Genomic DNA, 18,290 nt, shown 5'->3' on the forward strand with positions numbered 1-18,290 from the left:
GAGTCATTATTGATTTGTCTGAAACCTGTCCCTGACTTAAAAGGGATTGCGACTTCCAAACCAGTCGCAAGCCTCAACCCAAGCCGCTTTGGTTTCCGTCTGAAACCTGTCCCTGACTTAAAAGGGATGTTAAGTCCGTGCCCGTGACCGTTGACCGTAAAATGAAAAGGAGGACTATATGAGAGTTGAGGACCTGGATGTTTTTAAGTTGTCACATAAGTTGTCGCTTGAGGTCTATAAGTTAACCGAGAGGTTCCCTGAGAGCGAACGGTTCGGGTTGACTGTGCAGATGAGGCGAGCGGCGGTCTCCATTCCGATGAACCTAATGGAGGGTGCCCATCGGGTGAGCAAGCGGGAGTTTCAACATTTTGTGAGTATAGCAAAAGGTTCCTGTGGCGAGATAAGGTATCAGCTTTTATTAGCAAAGGACCTTAAATATCTTAAAGAAGAGCAGTATAACGAACTGGAAAGTGAGTATGAGCGGGTAAGTATGATGCTTACCAAACTTCATAAGTCCCTATAAAGTGCGGAAGCCGGTAAACGGACACGGCTAACGGCTTTCTCCCTGACTTAAAAGGGATGTTAAGTCCGTGCCCGTGACCGTTGACCGTAAATGGAAAAGGGATTCCTCCGCTTCGGTCGGAATGACGAGGAGGCAAGCGCGGAATGACAGAAAGGGATTTCTCGACAAGCTCGAAATGACAGAATCGGCTGCGCTCGGAATGAGAATGGGGCAAGTTGCCCCGCCCATTTCTTTGTTGTAATATAAATATATGGTCTGTAACGCCTGTCCTTTTGAGTGTAATATTGACCGCGCGGTGAAGCCGGGCAGGTGCCGGGCAACCGACGAGATTGAGATTGCGCAGGCGCAACTCCATTTCTGGGAGGAGCCGCCCATCTCTGGCACCCGCGGCTCGGGCACCATCTTTTTCTCCCATTGCAACCTGCGCTGCAGGTTCTGCCAGAACTATGACATCTCCCAGGAGGGGTTTGGTAAGAGGGTGAGCCCGGAAAGGCTTTTGGAGATTATGCTCAATCTTGAAAGGCAGGGCGCACACAACATCAATCTGGTCTCCCCAACCCATTACAGCCTGCAACTGCTGCCGGTGTTAAAGAGGGCAAAAAAGGAACTGAAAATCCCCTTGCTCTGGAACTCCAATGGCTATGAGAAGGTGGAGACCCTGCGCCTTTTTGATGGTGTTGTCTCCATCTATCTCCCGGATTTGAAATACTTTTCTGATGAACTTGCCCAAAAATTTTCCTCTGCCCCGAACTATTTTAAATACGCATCGCAGGCAATTTTGGAGATGAAGCGGCAGGTGGGGAGAAACATTTATGACCGGAATGGGATAATCCAGCAGGGGCTAATCATCAGACATCTGGTCCTGCCCGGTCAGATTGAGGACTCAAAGAAAATCCTCTCCTGGATTAAGGAGAACCTTGGTGTTGATACCCATATCAGTTTGATGGCGCAGTATTATCCAACCTATCGGGCAGGCGAACTGCCCGGAATGAACCGGCGCCTCTTGCCATCGGAATATGCTGAGGTGAGGGCTTATTTTGAGAGCCTGGGGTTTGAACAGGGCTTCTGTCAGGAACTTTCATCAGCCTCGCCCGATTTCACCCCCGATTTTGAGGGCAAAGGGATATAAACTGAATTTGCATTCTAAGTATTGGTGGTTAAAATAGTTTTATGTGCGGTGTCTTAGGTCTTTTTAACTACCAGCAAGAGGTTGGACCAGAACTGGTTGAAGGGCTGCTCGCACTTCAGCACCGGGGTCAGGATTCTGCCGGTATTATGACCTCTGATGTTACCCTGCATCTGAAGAAGGGAAACGGCTTGGTGAGCCGGGTTTTTAATGAGAAGAACCTTGCCCGGCTGACCGGCACACTTGGCATCGGTCATACCCGGTATCCGACAATCGGACCGGGCTCAAGCGAGGACGCCCAGCCATTTTATGTGAATCACCCTTATGGTATTGCGATGGTGCACAACGGGAATCTGACCAATTACTTTCACCTGCGCCAGGAACTGGAGACAAAGGACCTGCGCCAGTTGTCCAGTTTCTGCGATGTTGAGCCGATTCTCAATGTGTTCGCCCTGGAACTGGAGCGCGCCCGCGCGATACCGCTCAAACCGGAGCACATCTATCAGGCGGTCAAGGGTGTCTTTCGCCGGGCAAAGGGTGCCTATTCGGTTGTCGCCCTGATTCATCAGCAGGGGTTAGTTGCCTTTCGTGACCCGAAAGGGATAAGACCGTTGGTTATCGGCAAACGCCCGGTCTCCATTAAGCCTGATGTCACCAGTATGCGCCAAAGCGCATTGAGAAAAAGACCGATTTACGAGTATTGCATCGCCTCGGAAAGTGTGGCGCTTGACCTTTTAGGGTTTGATGATTTCCGAGACATTAATCCGGGTGAGGTAATCTTTATTGACCGGCACCATCACCTGCATCATCACCAGATTGAACAGGGTGACCTGCACACCTGTATCTTTGAATATGTCTATTTTGCCCGTCCTGACTCGGTGATAGACGGCATTGAGGTCTATTCTGCCCGGCTCCGCCTTGGTGAAAGGCTGGCAGCCGAGGTCAAGCGAGCAGGTCTGGAGCCTGATATTGTGATCCCCGTGCCTGATACCGCCCGTCCTGCCGGCGCTGCTCTGGCAAAGGTGCTTGGTCTGGAGATGAGGGAAGGATTGATAAAAAATCGCTACATCGCCAGAACCTTTATCACACCAAGAACGGTCAACCGTGCAGCATCGGTGCGCCAGAAACTTAATCCGGTCCGATCCCAGATTCAGGGTAAGGATGTGCTTTTGGTTGATGATTCTATCGTCCGTGGTACAACCTCAAAGGAGATTGTCCAGTTGGTCAGGGATGCGGGTGCCCATCGGGTTTATCTGGCAGTAACCGCGCCACCATTGCGTCACCCTTGCGTTTATGGAATTGATATGATGACCCGCGGGGAGTTCATTGCCAAAGGCAGGACCGTGGATGAAATCCAAAAGATTATCGGCGCTGACGCCTTAATCTATCAGACATTTGATGGGCTCACTAAAGGTGTCCAGGGTGAAAATGGTAATCGGAAATTCTGCACCGCCTGCTTTAACGGCGATTATCCGACTGGAATAAGCGAAAGGGATTTAAGACAACTTGAAGCCGAGCGCCAGCGCTGGATTAAGAAACAGGTTAAGGCATAGGTCAAGGGAAAGAATTCTCAGCCTCGACCTCAACCTATGCCTAATTAATCCAGCTGCCTGCGGATAAAGGTTGGTATCTCCAGGTCAGATTTGTCTATTAAAGGCTCGCCTTTACCACCTGAGCGCCGTTTCAATGGAATCAGCTCGGTTGAGGTGATGAACTCGGTAATATCCTCAAGTTTGGGCAATGGCTCATTAAGACCGGTGGCAATCATCGTTACCTTCATTGCCGATTTTAGAGTGTCCAGCCGCGCCGCTCCCATCCTGATATCCGCCTGCCCATTGGTGGCGTGATAAATAATCTGCGCCGCCTCATCAACCTCCTTGAGCGTCATCGACTCATCTCCCGAGATGTTTAACAAAACCCGCCGGGCACTTTCAATTGACACATCCTCAATCAATGGTGAACGCAGAGCCCGGTGCGCCGCCTCTGTTGCCCTGCCTTCCCCGCTGGCGATGCCGACAGACATTACCGCTCCGCCGCGCTCGCGCATCACCGTTCTCACATCGGCAAAGTCAATGTTGATGAGTTGCTTGGTGGTGACAATCTCTGAGATGCTGCTAACCGCATGCAACAGAACCTCATCTGCGAGCCGGAACGCCTCAAAACAGGGCTGGGCACCATAAACCTCCAGAATGCGCTGATTCGGTATGACAATCAGGGTGTCAACATTTGGACGGAGGGCATCAATCCCTGCCTGCGCCTTCTCCTGTCGCTTGCGACCCTCAAATTCAAATGGACGGGTGACAACCGCAACAACCAGTGCACCTTGTTGTTTTGCCTCCTGGGCAACAACGGGTGCGGCACCGGTACCGGTCCCACCACCTTCGCCCGCGGCAATAAAGACCATATCAAATCCGGCAAGGTTCTCTCGGAGTGTTTGTATTGACTCCTCTGCCGCCTGCCTGCCAATCTTCGGGTCCCCGCCCGAACCAAGCCCACCAGTCAACTGGGCGCCAATCTGAATCTTGTTGGGGGCCAAGGACATCCCCAGCGCCTGCAGGTCGGTGTTTACGGCAAACAGTTCCACGCCGTTCAGGCGGGCAAGAGCCATATGATTAACCGCATTGCATCCTGCACCACCAATCCCAAACACGCCGATGCGTGTGAGGTTTCTTTCCTCTACCGGTTCAATCACCTATGCCTCCTTTTTGATAGTTTATAGTTTTTAGTTAGTAGTTGGTAGTTCAAAAACCAATAACTAATCATGAAAACCAGCCTTTAATCTCATCCCAGAGACGCTGCCCCAAGCTTGGGGGCGGCAACTGGTGAAACTGGTTAGCCCTGCCCTCAACCGCACAACGAATCAGCCCTACCGCGGTGGCAAACGCCGGGTTGGCAACCACCTCTTTGGGACCATTCACCCGTTCTGGTCTTCCAACCTTTACTGGCATCCCAAAAATCTGCTCAGCAAGGATGTCAATCCCAGGCAAGAGCGCGCCCCCACCGGTGAGGATTACACCGCTCGAGAGCCCATCAGCCAATTGGGATTTGCGAATCTCACTGTCGGCAAGGTTCAAAAGCTCCTCGACCCGTGGCTGAATGATGGACGCCAAAAGCCGCCGGGAAACCTGTTTTGGTCCCCTGCCTGAGGCATCAGCAATTGTCAGCGGTTCATCCCGTTCAATCATACTGGCCAACGCCACCCCGAATTGGCGTTTGACCGCCTCCGCCTCTTGATATGATGTCCGCAAACCAATCGCCACATCCTTAGTGATGTTTTGAGCACCCACCGGCAGCATCTTGGTAAATCTGATCTCCCCTTCTCGATAAAGGGAAATATCCAATACCCCACCGATATCAACAACCGCTACACCCAAATCCTTTTCCTCTTCATCACAAACCGCAAAGGATGTCGCCAGCGATCCCAGGATGAGAGAACGGTTTTTGAGGCCGATTCTGTCTAAGACCCGGTAGGTGTTCTCAATCGCGGTAACCGCACCGATGATTAAAAGCGCCTCCACCTCCAGTCGGATCCCAAAAAGCCCAATGGGGTTGCGCACACCCTTCTGACCATCAACAATGAACTGAGTGGGAATGCAATGGAGTATCCCCTCGTCCGAGGGTAAGCGGATGGTCTGAGCCTGACGAATCACATCACTGACATCACGGGGCTGAATACCACGGGTGGGACGCGCCACGGGTACCGCACCAAGACCCGATAGGTGCTTGATGTGGTCGCCGGTAATGCTCGTAAACACCGGACAGGCACCAAAGCGGCACTGCGCCATCCTCTCAGCCTCCCCAATCGCACCCGCAACCGATTCGGTCGCTTTGTCCAGGCTCGTGACCACCCCAAGCCGGAAACCATCAGGCGGCGCGGTGCCAAACCCCTTTATCTCGGTCTTGCCCATCCCATCCACCTCCGCAATGAGGCAGGCAATTTTCGTTGCACCAATATCAATCGCGGCAAGACGTTTTATTTTTGCCATAAGATTACCTCCTTTCTGGACCGACCGGCAAAAACCGGACCTCCTCCTCCAGCTCAATCCCTGTCCTCTCTTCCACCTCTGCCTTGACTATCTGCGCCAGTTCATACACATCGCCAAAACGGGCAGAACCTTTGTTCACAATAAAATTGGCATGGAGTTCGGAAATACAGGCATCACCAACCCTTAAGCCCTTTAAGCCGCACTCCTCAATCAATCTTCCCGCAGGGATCCCAGGCGGGTTTTTAAAGAAGGAGCCGGCTGATGGTTCTGGGGGGTGTTTTGACCTGCGCTCTTCTCGAATTGCTTTAACAGGCTTGGTCTCACCCTTTGAGAGAATCAAAACCAGCCGTAATGCCCAGAACTCACCGGGAATAACTGGCTGGCGGTATTGGTTTTTGAGCTCTTCTTTCCTCAACACCCTGATGTTGCCGATAGCATCCATCACTGTTACCTCAAGGGTGATCGCTGACAGACTTTTCCCATACGCCCCGGCATTGGTCACGAGTCCTCCCCCCACTGTTCCCGGAATCCCGGCTAAAAATTCCGCACCGGCAAGCCCGTTTGCCTCGGCAATTTCACTAATATCATCAAGACTGGCCGCAGCACCAGCCATTATCTTATCCCCCTGAACATCAATAAGACCGAATTCACCCCCAAGTTTCACCACCACCCCAGGTATGCCCTGGTCGGAAATTAAGACATTTGTCCCTTTCCCTAAAATCTCCACCAAGAGCCTGTTTTCGGTACAGAACTGACGAACTTTTCTTAAACCCAGCTCCTTATTTACAACAACCATTAATGCTGCTTTACCCCCTATGCGGAAACTGGTATGTTGGGCAAGGGGCTCATCAGGAACTACGAACGAGTCGCTTCCCTTTAAAATCTCCTTTAGACGGTAACACCACTCCCCTGGTCTCATTTTAGCCTCGCTAATATCTCATCAGCAAGAAGGGTAATGCTCCCCGCCCCAAGTGTTAGCACTACATCATTCTCTTTGAGGCGTGGGAGAAGAAAATCTAAAACATCCTGCAACTCGGGGACGTGATAGAGGATAAGGTCTTTTTTGCCAAGTCTTTTAATTGCATCAATGATCAAAGTTTCGTCAACGCCGGGTATCGGCGGTTCTGCTGCTGCATAGATTCCTGTTATTACCACCTCATTTGCCTCATCAAAGGCTGTCCCAAAATCATTCGCCAAGAGTTTGGTCCTGGTGTAGCGATGGGGTTGGAAGACAACAATGATTCTGTTATCTGGGTAGGCGCGACGTAAACTCTTGATAGTAACCGCAATCTCTGTAGGATGGTGACCATAATCGTCATACACCACAATTCCTCTCGCCTCCCCTTTTTTCTCGAGACGGCGATGTACCCCGGCAAATGTCGCCATTGCCTGCCCGATTCTCGCAAAGTCGATTCCTAATTCCATCCCTACCGCTATGGCTGCCAAGGCGTTCTGAATGTTGTGGAGCCCTGCCATTCCTAAATTGTATCTGCCAACATCCTTACCTTGATAGACCAAGGTGAATGCCGAACTGAAACGATAAAGAGAAACGTCACGAACAGTCAGGTCTGCCTGTGTTTCGAGAGCATAAGTAACAACTCTACGCTTTACCCTGCTGCGAATTTGGCGGACAGCAGGGGAATCAAGGCAGAGGATAACCGTGCCGTAAAAGGGAACACGGTTAACGAAACGGAGAAACTCCTTCTTCAGGTCGTTGAGATTGTGGTAATAATCAAGATGCTCGGGTTCAATATTGGTAACGACAGCAATTGATGGATACAACAGTACAAAGGACCGATCGCTCTCGTCTGCCTCCGCAACAAGATACTCCGACCTCCCCACCCGGGCACCAGCATTGGCGCCTAATATTCTCCCGCCAATTACTGCAGTCGGGTCAAAGCCAACACGGGTAAGGATGTGGGTAACAAGGGAGGTGGTGGTGGTTTTGCCATGACTGCCAGAAATGGCGATCGAGAATTTGAGCCGCATCAGTTCGGCAAGCATCTCTGCCCTTTTGATTACCGGGACTCCTTTGCTAAGAGCATACTGGAGTTCGGGGTTATCCTGGGGAACCGCAGTTGAATAGACCAACACCTCTGCATCAAAGCAATTTTCTATTTTATGACCGATATTGACCTTGATTCCTTTGGTTACGAGTAGACGAGTGATGTCGGACTCTTTTAGGTCTGAACCAGAAACCTCAAAGCCCAATTCCTTTAATAGGAGCGCGATACCGGACATTCCTACGCCACCGATGCCTACAAGATGAATGCGTTTTAGCCTACCGAACATACCGCTTTGGATTTTTGGTTATTACGAGATAAGTCGGCGATTATCGCTTGAGCAATTGTGTGCGCACCATCAGGATGGGCGAGAGTGCGCGCCCTCTTTGACATTTCAAGAAGTTTCTGTGTGTCAAAGACGAGATTCTGAATAATATCTGGGAGTCGTGAGAGATCCGCCTGGGAGAGTCGCAGCGCTGCGCCGTTCGATTCAAGGTAACGGGCGTTGGCATCCTGGTGGTTATCACGAGCATGGGGAAAGGGAATTACCACTAGCGGAATGCCGAAAAGGAGAAGTTCGGATAGAACAAGACCTCCAGCACGGGTGATCGCGAGAGAAGCCTGTATGTAGAATTCTTCGGGATGGTCTGTCCATTGGACGAGTTCACAGTTAGAAGGTGGGTTAAGGTTTTTGAGTGCATGATAATCACGCCTGCCGGTGAGAAGGATGAAACGGAGATCTTTTAAGAGCGCTGCCATTTTTATTGCAGCAATGTTTAATGGACGGGCACCTTGACTGCCACCAAGTATAAGGACAGTCCTGTCAATCCTACCATGAGTGGGGGGATACGAAAATTCTTTAGCTTTCTGGATGATGCTTTTCCTGAGAGGAGTGCCGGCAACGGTGAAAGGAACGGGAAAGTGTGATTGTAAGGGAAACGTCAGGAAGGTTTGGCGGGCATAAGGGGCAAAGAGTCTCACCACCCTGCCGGGTATGCGGTTCTGTTCAAGAAGATAGAAAGGAACCTTTTTTATCATTGCCGCGAGGAGAAGCGGCGCGCTGACATAGGCGCCTGTGGCAATCACCCCTTTAGGCTGAAGGCGATTGATGAGTGCTATGCTCTGAAGAAGACCAGCGAGGGCTGAGGGGAGTCTGCTAATCGCTGAGGGTAGTGGAAAGGCATTAATTGGGTGAAATTTGAACTTATTCTTCGAAGCAATCCCCTTTTCCAGACCTGAGTTCCTGCCTACCCAAATAATTTGCGCCCCGATGGTGCGCAATTCAGTGGCAAGCGCAAGTCCAGGAAAGATGTGCCCACCGGTTCCCCCGGCACATAAAATTAGTTTATAGTTTGCAGTTTTTAGTTGGAGACTCATAGTTCAAGAACGGAAACGAAGAGGTAACGGTTGAAGTTTAGGTAGAGGATTAGGATTCTGATAGCGGGAAATATTTAATATTAAACCAGCCGCAAGGAGATTGCTGGTTAGTGCCGAGCCTCCATAGGAGATAAAAGGCAAAGGCTGACCAGTCGTTGGCAAAATGCTTAATGAGACCGCAATATGGGTAAGGGCATAAAGTATTATCATCGTGCCTATCCCGCCACTTAGGAGCATGCCGAATTCGGTAGTAGCCCTTTCGGCAACGCGCAGACATCGAAGGAAGAAAAGCACATAAAGAAGCATCACTAAGAAACAGCCTGAAAAACCAAAGTCCTCCCCGAGCGCAGAGAAGATAAAGTCTTTGTGAAGTTTGGGGATGAAGTAATATTTCTGCCTCCCCTCACCAAGCCCCCTGCCAAATGGTCCACCTGAACCTAAGGCGATGAGCGCCTGAGTCTGATGATAACGGTCACCAGACCAGAATTTATCCCAACGTTCTGGGATGTAGCGATATCTGGTGTTACGAAGAAGGGGCATTGTTGTCAGACCAATAGCGCCAAGCAACCCCGCAATACTTAAGATTACAAGCATGTACCGCCACTTGACACCAGCGAGGAAAAAAACCACAAGAGCGGATATCGAAATTAACAGGCTGGTACCAACAGCGGGTTGGAGGAGCACGAGACAGGCTACGGTGGCAACGGCTGAACCAGGAATGAGGGTAGATTTTATAAAGCTAGGTCTAATACTCTCCTCCTTGAGGGCTGAGAAGTAGGCGGCAAGGTAGATGAGCGTACCGAGTTTAGCAAATTCTTGAGGTTGAAATAGGAGTATCTGCCGTCTGGCAACACCCAGGACCTTGCCGAAGAACAGCGTAAGCGCCATTAAGGCAATGGTCATAAGGAGGATAACCCAAGCGACAGGTTTTTGACCAAGCCGGTGGATGTTGATTTTTGTACCGAGGTAGAGGGCAAAAAGGCCTCCCAGTCCCCTGAGAAGTTGCCATTTTAAGTATCGGAATCCCAAGTGGTATGTAGCGGCATACACCAAAATAAGTCCGATGAGTACGAGGGTTACTACGATGAAAAGCAAGGGGTAGTCAATTGGAGATTGAGGGAGGGGCCTGCCCCGAGCGAAGGGATTTCTCCACTCCCCGAATCCTGCCCTGATGGAGGAAATCCCTCGAATCGCCTTCGCTTCGCTCGGAATAACGGAAGTCGAGACACCTCGACCTGAATGACCGAAGTCGACGGGTGGAGGGTTATAGTTTTTTGACCTCATGTTTGAATGCCTTTCCCCGTTCTTGGAAGTCCACAAACATATCAAAGGAGGCATATCCCGGGGAGAATAGGACGATGTCGCCCTGACGGGCGATGGTGTACGCCTCCAGGACAGCGGTACGCATTGTATAAGCGATTTTACAGCGTTGGTACCCCATTTTCATAAGGTTACGGGCAAGCCTGTCACTGTTTTCCCCTAAGAGAATCACCTGTTTTGCCTTCTTTTTAATCGCCCGAAGGTATGGGGTGTCCGGTAGGTTCTTCTCTTTGCCGCCACATATTAGTATGACCTTCTTTTTAAAAGCCATTAGCGACCGAACTCCCGCCTGAGGGTTGGTACACATTGAGTTGTTGATATAATAAACCCCATTAAGCTGTCTAACTAGTTCCAGCCTGTGCTGTAAGGGATGGAAGGTTTTTAAGCCTTGCCTTATGAGATGAGGGGGTACTCCACAGAGACGAGCACAAACAATTGCGGCAAGGGCGTTTTCAACCAGAGGGTTGAAGTGCGGGAGAAGACCAGGGACAGTGTTAATAGTTGCTATTGGAGCAATCTTTTCGCCACCAAAGTAGAAATGGTCGCGGATTATGTAAGCACAATTCGGCTCCCTCATTCCGGTTGGTTTGCGCGAAAAGAAAGCTCTCTTGGCTCGTACTGATTTTAAGATTTTTTTGGTAACAGTGTCATCTCTGTTAAGAACCGCCCAGTCCGAAGAAGTCTGGCGAGCGAAGATTTTTGCCTTTGTGCGCACATAATCAGTAAATGTCTTATGCCGGTTTAGGTGGTCAGGGGTGATGTTCAATAGAACCGCAATCTTTGGGGCAAGAAAAATTGAGCGCTCAAGTTGAAATGAGGAAACCTCAACACAGTAGTAGTCCTTTGGAGGAAGAAGTAGCGCCTCTGAGAGTGGTCTCCCAGGAAGGATGTTGCCGCCGAGAAATACCTTTTCACCTGCGTGTTTCAAGAGCGCCGCAATCAGGGCAACGGTAGTTGACTTCCCATTGGTGCCAGTAATAGCAATCACTTGACCGGGCAAAAACTGGCTGGCAAAATCAAGTTCATCAACCACTCTTAACTTTAACTTTCGGAATTCGGATATAATTTTGTGGGTTTGTGGAAAGCCCGGGCTTGTAATAATGCCTGATAGGGGAGGATGAACGCCTGAGATGAAGGGTCTTAAGCCTTGTTGAATTAAAGATTTAACCGCAGGGGTTCGCCACACCATCTGATTATCGTCATATGCCCAAACCGAGGCATTTGCGTGGAGCAAAGCATTGGCTACCCCTCTGCCTGCCCTCCCAAGTCCAAGAACTAAAAAATGTTTTCCTTGGACGGTGGATATGAGTTTATCATTCATATCTGATCTTTAAGGTTGATGGTGTAAACCTTAAACTTGACCTCATCAGCGCACCTTCAATGTCGCCAGTGCTGCCATCGCCATCAGAACCGCAATAATGACAAATCTGGTGACAATCTTCGATTCCTGCCAACCTTTGAGTTCATAGTGGTGGTGAAGTGGCGCCATCTTGAAAAGCCTTCTGCCGCCGGTGGAGTGGAAAACGACAACCTGCAGGAGTACCGAAACGGCTTCAAGGAGAAAGACCCCACCGATAAGAGGCAGTAGGAGCTCATGCTTTGAGATAATCGCGGCAAGAGCAAGTGCACCACCCAGCGGTAATGAGCCGGTGTCGCCCATAAAGATTTCTGCGGGATGTGCGTTGAACCAGAGAAAACCAAGGGTGGCGCCGGTCAGCGCAAGGCAGTAAACGGTCATCTCACCTGAAAAGGAAACATACTGGATGTTGAGGTACTGGGCAATTTTGAAGTGCCCGGAAACATAAGAGAGAAAGGCATAGGCGCCAAGCGCCACCGCGAGTAAAGAGGCAGCCAGACCATCCAACCCATCAGTTAGGTTGACCGCATTGGAGCACCCGATAATTATGAGGATAACGAGAGGAATGTAAAATGGGCCGAAGTCAATGAGGATGTTTTTGAAGAAAAGGAAGTTAGTTTTTGTTTTTAAGAATGGGTCGTTTGGAAAGAAGTAAAGGACCGCAGAGATACCGGCTGCGACCATAAGTTGAAACAGAAGTTTCGTGCGTTTTTTGATTCCCCGCGCCTTGCCTTTTTTGACCTTGACATAGTCATCATATAGACCCAATAGTCCAAGGAGAACAAGAAGCGCGATACCAAGTTGGACACCCTGATTAGTTAGGTCCCCGAACAATAGAATGCCAAGGATTGCGGACACAAGGATTAAGACCCCGCCCATTGTAGGTGTCCCTGCCTTTTGCCGGTGCCTCTCTGGAACCTCTTCGCGGATATTTTGACCGAGTTGGAGTTTTTTGACCAGTTTGATTAGCGGAGCCCCAAGGATCAGAGTGAGGATTATTGCCGCGGCACCTGCCATTGCCGCCCTGAAGGTTATATAGCGAAAAAGATTAAAGGGACTGTATATCCGAGCAAGTGGCGTCAAAAAGTGGTAGAGCATAACTCAGATAGATATTGAATTAGAGGAAGCTTTAACAATCTTCTCAATTATCCCCTTTGCAACCTCGCGGTCGTCAAAATGTCTTTTCTCACCCCCGATAATCTGGTAGGTCTCATGACCTTTACCAGCAATTACCACAGTATCACTGGGTTGGGCAGAAATAATTGCCTGCCTTATTGCCTTCTCTCTATCCTCCTCCACGATTATGACTCGTTCACTGTGAGAAGACCTACGAACCTCTTGGGGAATGCCTTGAATGATTTCTTCAATTATTACCCTCGGCTCTTCTGTACGCGGGTTGTCAGAGGTAATAATAACAACATCGGCAAGTTGGGCGGCTATTTTCCCCATTAATGGTCTTTTTGTCCGGTCCCGGTCACCACCGCATCCAAAAACAACAATCACTCGTCCATGTGTGAACTCATGAACGGTTGTTAAAACCTGTTTTAAGGCATCAGGTGTATGTGCGTAGTCAACAAACAGGTTGAAACCCAATTTACCAGTATTAACCTTTTCGAGTCTACCCGGGACCATTTCAAGTTTGTTAACACCGGTAAGAACATCGGGCAGACCCCAACCCATCGCATAAGCCACACCAACGGTTGCCAAGAGATTCATCAGGTGATGCCTACCTACCAAGCGCAGTTCGACAGGAAAGGCAAGAGAAGACGCGGTACCTCCCCCAGAGAAATTTATTTCTTCTGTCCTTATTATCTGCACCCGACACTCAAGACCAGAAGAGTCGCTTCTGACGACCTCTCCCTGGATATAGGCGCTAACATTGCGCTCGCGGGTAAAAAAAGGTTCTAATTCTCTCTTTGTGCCGTAGGCAATTACTTTGGCTTTGGTGAAGCGGGGAATCATCATTCCAGTTGGATCATCAATGTTCGTTACTGCCCAAGATGTGGGTGTAAGAGACTCAAACAGTTTCATTTTGGCGCGTCGATAGTTATCCATTGTCCGATGAAAATCAAGATGGTCCTGGGTGAGGTTTGTAAAGACCGCAACCTTGAAGTCAATGTCAAAAACCCGATCCAGTTCAAGGGCATGGGAAGAGACCTCGCTTATGCATACCGGCACATTACTTTCCACCATCCGGGAAAGCATCTCTACCAACTCCAGGCTTTCAGGTGTTGTATGACCCGCCGGTTTTCTCTCGACACCATCCCAGTACTCAATCGTACCGATAAACCCAGGCTCAAACCCCAATTGCCGGCAGATCGACCGCAAAAGATAGCAGATGGATGTCTTGCCATTAGTACCAGTGACTCCGATTAGATTCAACCTCCTTGCTGGAAAGTCGTAGAATCTGTTCGCTACCTGGGCAAGGAACCGTCTGGGCATCTGGGTCTGAATCGCTGTAACCCAGGTCTTCTTCACTTCGCGAACGTCGGTTGTCGCCACCGCCACCGCACCCCGGTTAATCGCCTCGTCAATGAAGTTCCTCCCCGAGACCGTTAACCCTTCAATAGCGACAAACAAAAAACCAGGTTTAACTTGTGAGGAGTGGCATGCAATGCCTTTAATATTAATGTCAGTTTTCCCCCGAATTTCACACGGAATGCCAGTGATAAGGTCTGCGAGCCGCCTTACCCTCTCACCTGCGGGCATAAAAACCTCCTGCAAAAAAAGTGCTACGAAGCTGTTCAAGACGAAGGAGCCTCTCCCCAATCTCTTTGAAGACTGGACAGGCAGCACTCCCGGCAAAACGAACCTGAGTTGGTTCATCAAGCATCACCGCAATCGTATATCTCGGATCTTCTTTCGGGAAAAACCCCACAAAAGTCATTAAGGAACGGGTGCTGGAATACCCACCCCAGGGCTCTACCTTTTGGGCAGTTCCGGTTTTGCCACACACCCGTGTATTAGGAATTGCAGCAAGTTTACCAGTCCCGTTCCGAACAACCCGCTCAAGTATATCCTTTATCCGAACCGCCGTCTCGGGATGGAGCGCTCGTCTCACTTCTATCTTTTTACCTAAGACGATTGTACGACCATTACCTTTTAATGATTGTATCAGATAAGGCTTGAGATAGACGCCGTCATTGGCAACACAAAGATACGCGCAGGCAAGTTGCAAAAGGGTAACCATCACCCCTTGACCAAAGGAAATGGTGGCAAACCTGAGTCGGTTTTTTAACGCCTTGGGTTTATCCAGGCGACCGGAGCCCTCATCAGGTAAACCGATATCAACCTTTTGCCCGAAGCCAAGTCCCCGGGCGACTGAATAATAAAGCTCCGGATTAACATCAAAAGAAAGAAGCACACAGCCAAGATTAGAGGATTGGATGAAGATACTGTCAAAAGAAAGAACGCCATTAGGATGAACATCCTTAATCTTATGGCTGCCAATCTCAATAAAACCCCTCGAAACATCGTAAAGCCTTTCTGTAAAACGATGCAGCGCCGAATCCTCAAGACTTGCGGCACAAATAACAATCTTGAAACTTGAACCAGGCTCAAACTGGTCGGCAACCGCTGCTAACTTATACCGTTCGGGAGGAAACTCGGCATACCTTTCTGGATTGTATCCTGGGTAATCAACTGCAGCAAGAATCGCACCGGTCTGGGCATCCAATACTACTACTGAACCCCGTTGGGCACCGCTCCGCACCACCCCATCCTCAAGCGCTCGATAACATATCTCCTGAATATCAACATCAATCGTTAACTGCACATCAAAACCGGGCATTGCCTTTTTCATCGGATAACTTGGATAGGGAAAAGTCCAGCCCAGCGCATCCTTCTGCAACAAAACCCAGCCCGGCTTCCCACGCAGCACCCCATCCAACTCCCACTCCAGCCCCGCCCTTCCGCCATCACTCACTGCAAATCCAACAATATCAGCGCATAACTCTCCATAAGGATAGACTCGCTCAAAAACATCCTGGACCACCACCGCATTGCTGAATTGTCTTTTGGTCAACACCTTGCGCAACGAATCACCGAGAGTGGCTTCAAGCCCCTTCCAAAATGTAAAAAACCCTTTGTGGGCACTGATTACTCGCCGATTTTCCCTCATTCCGCCCAAACCAAAATCCGATAGAATCTCGGCGAGGGTATCCATATCTCGCACATAACGAGGGTGAATTCTAATCGCACAAGAGGAACGATTGAAAGCAACCAATCTGCCGTTTCTATCATAAATTTTACCCCTCTCACCGGGAATTTCAACCCTCATCCAGTGCTGTCCCTTTGCCCGTTCTTGATAATAACGCCATTTCCCTATCTGCACCTCACCGAGTCTAATCAATAAACCCACCCAGCCCAAAAATATCCCAAGACCCAAAATCCTTCCCCGCCGCACCCCCGACCTCATCGCACCACGAACCTCCCCTGTGCCATAGCCGCCACCCTCAACGACTCAACCGCCGTTATCTCCTCCGCAACGAGCATATCCCGATTTGCCACCCAAAGTGATTCGAGCCGGCAGAAGCTCTTTAACCGCTCCACCTCTACCTGGAGACTCTCAACTCGCTCCTCTTCCAGACGGTAATTCTCTTCAAGGAGTAACAGCCTCTGCGTCGCTCTCACACTACAGGAGTGCTGATAAAGATACACGAGTGCCAATATAGAAAGCGCCACCACTATCATTATACCCTTGATACTCCACCTGCCGCTCATAAAACCTTCTCCAGCGCCCGCAGGCGCGCACTGCGCGCTCGCGGATTTAAACCTACCTCACCGAGGCTTGGGCGCAAAGGCTTCGGCGTCAAGTTCCGCAAACACCCCTTATGCCGGCGCAAAATCTCCTTGACACAACGGTCCTCACCCGACTGATAACAGATAACCACCAGCCTCCCTCCAGGAGCCAGAATTCTCACCGCCGCCTCCAGCCCACACCTGAGACTCTCAATCTCCCGATTGACAACTATCCTTAACGCCTGAAACACCCGGGCGAGCGTCCTGTGCCTTCGCCGCGCCGGTACCAAACTGGCAACCAAATCTGCCAAATCCCTTGTCGTATTTATCCTCCTGCGCCAAGAGTAAATGCGCCTGCCTATTCTCCTTGCCGCTGGCTCATCACCGTAATCCTTCAGCCATCGTTCCAAATCCCGCACGGACGCGCGCCGAATGATATCAAGACAGCTCTTTCCTCCACCGGTGCGGTCAAATCGCATATCCAACGGACCGTCAGCATCAAAGGAAAACCCCCGCTCCGGCTGCAATTGAATTGATGAAATACCCAAATCCATCAAAACACCCTTAATGGGCTTAAACCCAAGCCGATTCACAACAGTTGCCATATCTGCATAATTTGCCTTAACCAAACAAACCAATGGGGTTGCGCTACCACGCTTACTCCCCGCATCAATATCAATCATCTGACAGCCAAAACCCTCCAGCCGCGAAAAGGCGATGGCTAACGACTCCGGGTCCAAATCAATCCCTAAGATTTGAACCCCAGGATTTCCTTTGCTTCCCTCTTTTTCCAAAAATGCGCGCACCAGCGCGCTGGTATGCCCACCCCCACCAACCGTCGCATCCACAATGACGCCGGTTCCCAGGCATGGGTTAAAAATCTCACAAACCTCATTCACCAGAACCGGCACATGACCTATCATCTCCGGAACCGCTGCCAAAATCCCTCATCCTTTCCCAGCCCTGCCGTGTTGCCTCATCCCGGTCTTTTTGATACCTTGGCATGGATTCGGCAACAAAACGGCGGTACCGTTCCGGCTCCCATATCAGAAAAAACCTGCCTGCGCCGGTAATAACAACCTCATTGTCAATCCCTGCCCATTCCCGCAGATGCTTTGGCAAAAGAATCCTGCCCTGAACATCTAAGGTCGCCTCACCTGCCTGGGAATACAACAAAATGGAAAACCGCTGCGCCTCCTCAGTATGTTCAGGTTGATGACGCAGGACGCGGTCCTCGTAGTCATTCCATTCATTGTAGGGGTGGACTTCTATTGTTTGGAATCGTCCCGGGACGAATATAAAACTGTCTTCGTCCGGTCCGAGTTTCTTTCTGAATGCTACGGGGACCGCGAGCCTGCCCTTCGCATCAATCGTATACTCAAACTTACCAAAAAACCTGCCCTTTGCCAACACCCTTCTACCCCTCCATCTTTTCCACACAAATCCACATATTTAACCACATATTCATTTCTTTCATTACTATATCCCCACCGAAGCCTTTGTCAAGAAAAACTTTAATGAAATCAAAAATTGCTGGTGAAACATATTAACATATTGAATTACATATACTTAACAAATATTTTCCCTATTGTATCGCATCATAAAATCAAAATTTTAATTTTCTATCTCTTTTAGGGGTGTTATTTCTGGCCGCTTCGCCAGAGGCTTAAGTTCCGAGCAACTGCTACCTTTTTAAAACAATTCCAAACAACCCTTAACTGGCTCCATTCCCTCCTGTAATATTTATCCGTTTTGGCAGATATTTTTATTTCGCATCAGACCAGATTGGAAAACAATAGACTTAAACCACTTAAACCGCCGCTTTCGGCTTAAAACCGCACCAGTAACCTAATACCGG

Annotated in this window: 16 protein-coding genes; 3 read left to right on the forward strand and 13 right to left on the reverse strand. The window is 49.8% G+C overall.

Annotated elements, in window-relative coordinates:
• Nucleotides 1-178: 178 nt before the first annotated feature.
• From ABIK47_01030 to purF, 3 genes are all read left to right on the forward strand, one after another.
• Nucleotides 179-523, forward strand: coding sequence for a four helix bundle protein (locus ABIK47_01030; protein MEO0019211.1), 345 nt, complete (start codon nt 179-181; stop codon nt 521-523).
• Between the two features lie 250 nt (nt 524-773).
• The gene (locus ABIK47_01035) at nt 774-1,652 is read left to right on the forward strand and encodes a radical SAM protein (GenBank protein MEO0019212.1); all 879 of its coding nucleotides are present in this window, start codon (nt 774-776) and stop codon (nt 1,650-1,652) included.
• A gap of 41 nt (nt 1,653-1,693) precedes the next feature.
• A complete protein-coding gene (gene purF, locus ABIK47_01040) occupies nt 1,694-3,202 on the forward strand; it encodes an amidophosphoribosyltransferase (protein MEO0019213.1) in 1,509 nt (502 codons plus the stop codon).
• A gap of 44 nt (nt 3,203-3,246) precedes the next feature.
• Here the strand turns inward: purF and ftsZ are convergent, their stop codons facing one another.
• The 13 genes from ftsZ to ABIK47_01105 form a co-directional block, all read right to left on the reverse strand.
• Nucleotides 3,247-4,341: a cell division protein FtsZ gene (ftsZ, locus tag ABIK47_01045; GenBank protein ID MEO0019214.1), complete on the reverse strand. Its 1,095-nt coding sequence runs from the start codon at nt 4,339-4,341 to the stop codon at nt 3,247-3,249.
• 67 nt (nt 4,342-4,408) lie between these two features.
• Nucleotides 4,409-5,635, reverse strand: coding sequence for a cell division protein FtsA (ftsA, locus tag ABIK47_01050; GenBank protein MEO0019215.1), 1,227 nt, complete (start codon nt 5,633-5,635; stop codon nt 4,409-4,411).
• Nucleotides 5,636-5,639: 4 nt separating this feature from the next.
• A complete protein-coding gene (gene murB / locus ABIK47_01055) occupies nt 5,640-6,554 on the reverse strand; it encodes a UDP-N-acetylmuramate dehydrogenase (GenBank protein MEO0019216.1) in 915 nt (304 codons plus the stop codon).
• Entirely contained in the window at nt 6,551-7,927 is a 1,377-nt protein-coding gene (gene murC, locus ABIK47_01060) for a UDP-N-acetylmuramate--L-alanine ligase (protein MEO0019217.1), read from the reverse strand. The genes murB and murC overlap by 4 nt, the downstream gene beginning before the upstream one ends.
• Nucleotides 7,912-9,015, reverse strand: a complete 1,104-nt coding sequence (locus ABIK47_01065; protein ID MEO0019218.1) for a UDP-N-acetylglucosamine--N-acetylmuramyl-(pentapeptide) pyrophosphoryl-undecaprenol N-acetylglucosamine transferase — start codon at nt 9,013-9,015, stop codon at nt 7,912-7,914. The genes murC and ABIK47_01065 overlap by 16 nt, the downstream gene beginning before the upstream one ends.
• A 3-nt stretch (nt 9,016-9,018) precedes the next feature.
• Nucleotides 9,019-10,353 carry an FtsW/RodA/SpoVE family cell cycle protein gene (locus ABIK47_01070; protein ID MEO0019219.1) on the reverse strand — a complete coding sequence of 445 codons (1,335 nt, stop codon included), beginning with the start codon at nt 10,351-10,353 and terminating at the stop codon, nt 9,019-9,021.
• A complete protein-coding gene (gene murD, locus ABIK47_01075) occupies nt 10,280-11,656 on the reverse strand; it encodes a UDP-N-acetylmuramoyl-L-alanine--D-glutamate ligase (GenBank protein ID MEO0019220.1) in 1,377 nt (458 codons plus the stop codon). The genes ABIK47_01070 and murD overlap by 74 nt, the downstream gene beginning before the upstream one ends.
• Nucleotides 11,657-11,701: 45 nt before the next feature.
• On the reverse strand, nt 11,702-12,709 hold the full coding sequence (gene mraY / locus ABIK47_01080; protein ID MEO0019221.1) for a phospho-N-acetylmuramoyl-pentapeptide-transferase: 1,008 nt from the start codon (nt 12,707-12,709) through the stop codon (nt 11,702-11,704).
• An 84-nt stretch (nt 12,710-12,793) separates the two neighbouring features.
• Nucleotides 12,794-14,401, reverse strand: coding sequence for a UDP-N-acetylmuramoyl-L-alanyl-D-glutamate--2,6-diaminopimelate ligase (locus ABIK47_01085; protein ID MEO0019222.1), 1,608 nt, complete (start codon nt 14,399-14,401; stop codon nt 12,794-12,796).
• Entirely contained in the window at nt 14,388-16,109 is a 1,722-nt protein-coding gene (locus ABIK47_01090; GenBank protein ID MEO0019223.1) for a penicillin-binding protein 2, read from the reverse strand. The genes ABIK47_01085 and ABIK47_01090 overlap by 14 nt, the downstream gene beginning before the upstream one ends.
• Nucleotides 16,106-16,414 (reverse strand): hypothetical protein, encoded by a 309-nt coding sequence (locus ABIK47_01095; protein ID MEO0019224.1) that lies wholly within the window; start codon nt 16,412-16,414, stop codon nt 16,106-16,108. The genes ABIK47_01090 and ABIK47_01095 overlap by 4 nt, the downstream gene beginning before the upstream one ends.
• Nucleotides 16,411-17,373, reverse strand: a complete 963-nt coding sequence (rsmH, locus tag ABIK47_01100; protein MEO0019225.1) for a 16S rRNA (cytosine(1402)-N(4))-methyltransferase RsmH — start codon at nt 17,371-17,373, stop codon at nt 16,411-16,413. The genes ABIK47_01095 and rsmH overlap by 4 nt, the downstream gene beginning before the upstream one ends.
• On the reverse strand, nt 17,324-17,872 hold the full coding sequence (locus ABIK47_01105; GenBank protein ID MEO0019226.1) for a hypothetical protein: 549 nt from the start codon (nt 17,870-17,872) through the stop codon (nt 17,324-17,326). Before ABIK47_01105 ends, rsmH begins: the two co-directional genes overlap by 50 nt.
• Nucleotides 17,873-18,290 lie beyond the last annotated feature (418 nt).

Source organism: candidate division WOR-3 bacterium (genome assembly GCA_039801245.1).
Taxonomy (GTDB): Bacteria; Hydrothermota; Tepidihabitantia; order Tepidihabitantales; family Tepidihabitantaceae; genus JAOABP01.

Bases quoted from the DNA above. Each gene is read 5' to 3' on its own strand.
- ABIK47_01030 (MEO0019211.1), top strand. From the start codon at position 179: ATGAGAGTTGAGGACCTGGATGTTTTTAAGTTGTCACATAAGTTGTCG.
- ABIK47_01035 (MEO0019212.1), top strand. From the start codon at position 774: ATGGTCTGTAACGCCTGTCCTTTTGAGTGTAATATTGACCGCGCGGTG.
- purF (MEO0019213.1), top strand. From the start codon at position 1,694: ATGTGCGGTGTCTTAGGTCTTTTTAACTACCAGCAAGAGGTTGGACCA.
- ftsA (MEO0019215.1), bottom strand. From the start codon at position 5,635: ATGGCAAAAATAAAACGTCTTGCCGCGATTGATATTGGTGCAACGAAA.
- murB (MEO0019216.1), bottom strand. From the start codon at position 6,554: ATGAGACCAGGGGAGTGGTGTTACCGTCTAAAGGAGATTTTAAAGGGA.
- murC (MEO0019217.1), bottom strand. From the start codon at position 7,927: ATGTTCGGTAGGCTAAAACGCATTCATCTTGTAGGCATCGGTGGCGTA.
- ABIK47_01065 (MEO0019218.1), bottom strand. From the start codon at position 9,015: ATGAGTCTCCAACTAAAAACTGCAAACTATAAACTAATTTTATGTGCC.
- ABIK47_01070 (MEO0019219.1), bottom strand. From the start codon at position 10,353: ATGCCTCCTTTGATATGTTTGTGGACTTCCAAGAACGGGGAAAGGCAT.
- murD (MEO0019220.1), bottom strand. From the start codon at position 11,656: ATGAATGATAAACTCATATCCACCGTCCAAGGAAAACATTTTTTAGTT.
- mraY (MEO0019221.1), bottom strand. From the start codon at position 12,709: ATGGCAGGTGCCGCGGCAATAATCCTCACTCTGATCCTTGGGGCTCCG.
- ABIK47_01085 (MEO0019222.1), bottom strand. From the start codon at position 14,401: ATGCCCGCAGGTGAGAGGGTAAGGCGGCTCGCAGACCTTATCACTGGC.
- ABIK47_01090 (MEO0019223.1), bottom strand. From the start codon at position 16,109: ATGAGGTCGGGGGTGCGGCGGGGAAGGATTTTGGGTCTTGGGATATTT.
- ABIK47_01095 (MEO0019224.1), bottom strand. From the start codon at position 16,414: ATGAGCGGCAGGTGGAGTATCAAGGGTATAATGATAGTGGTGGCGCTT.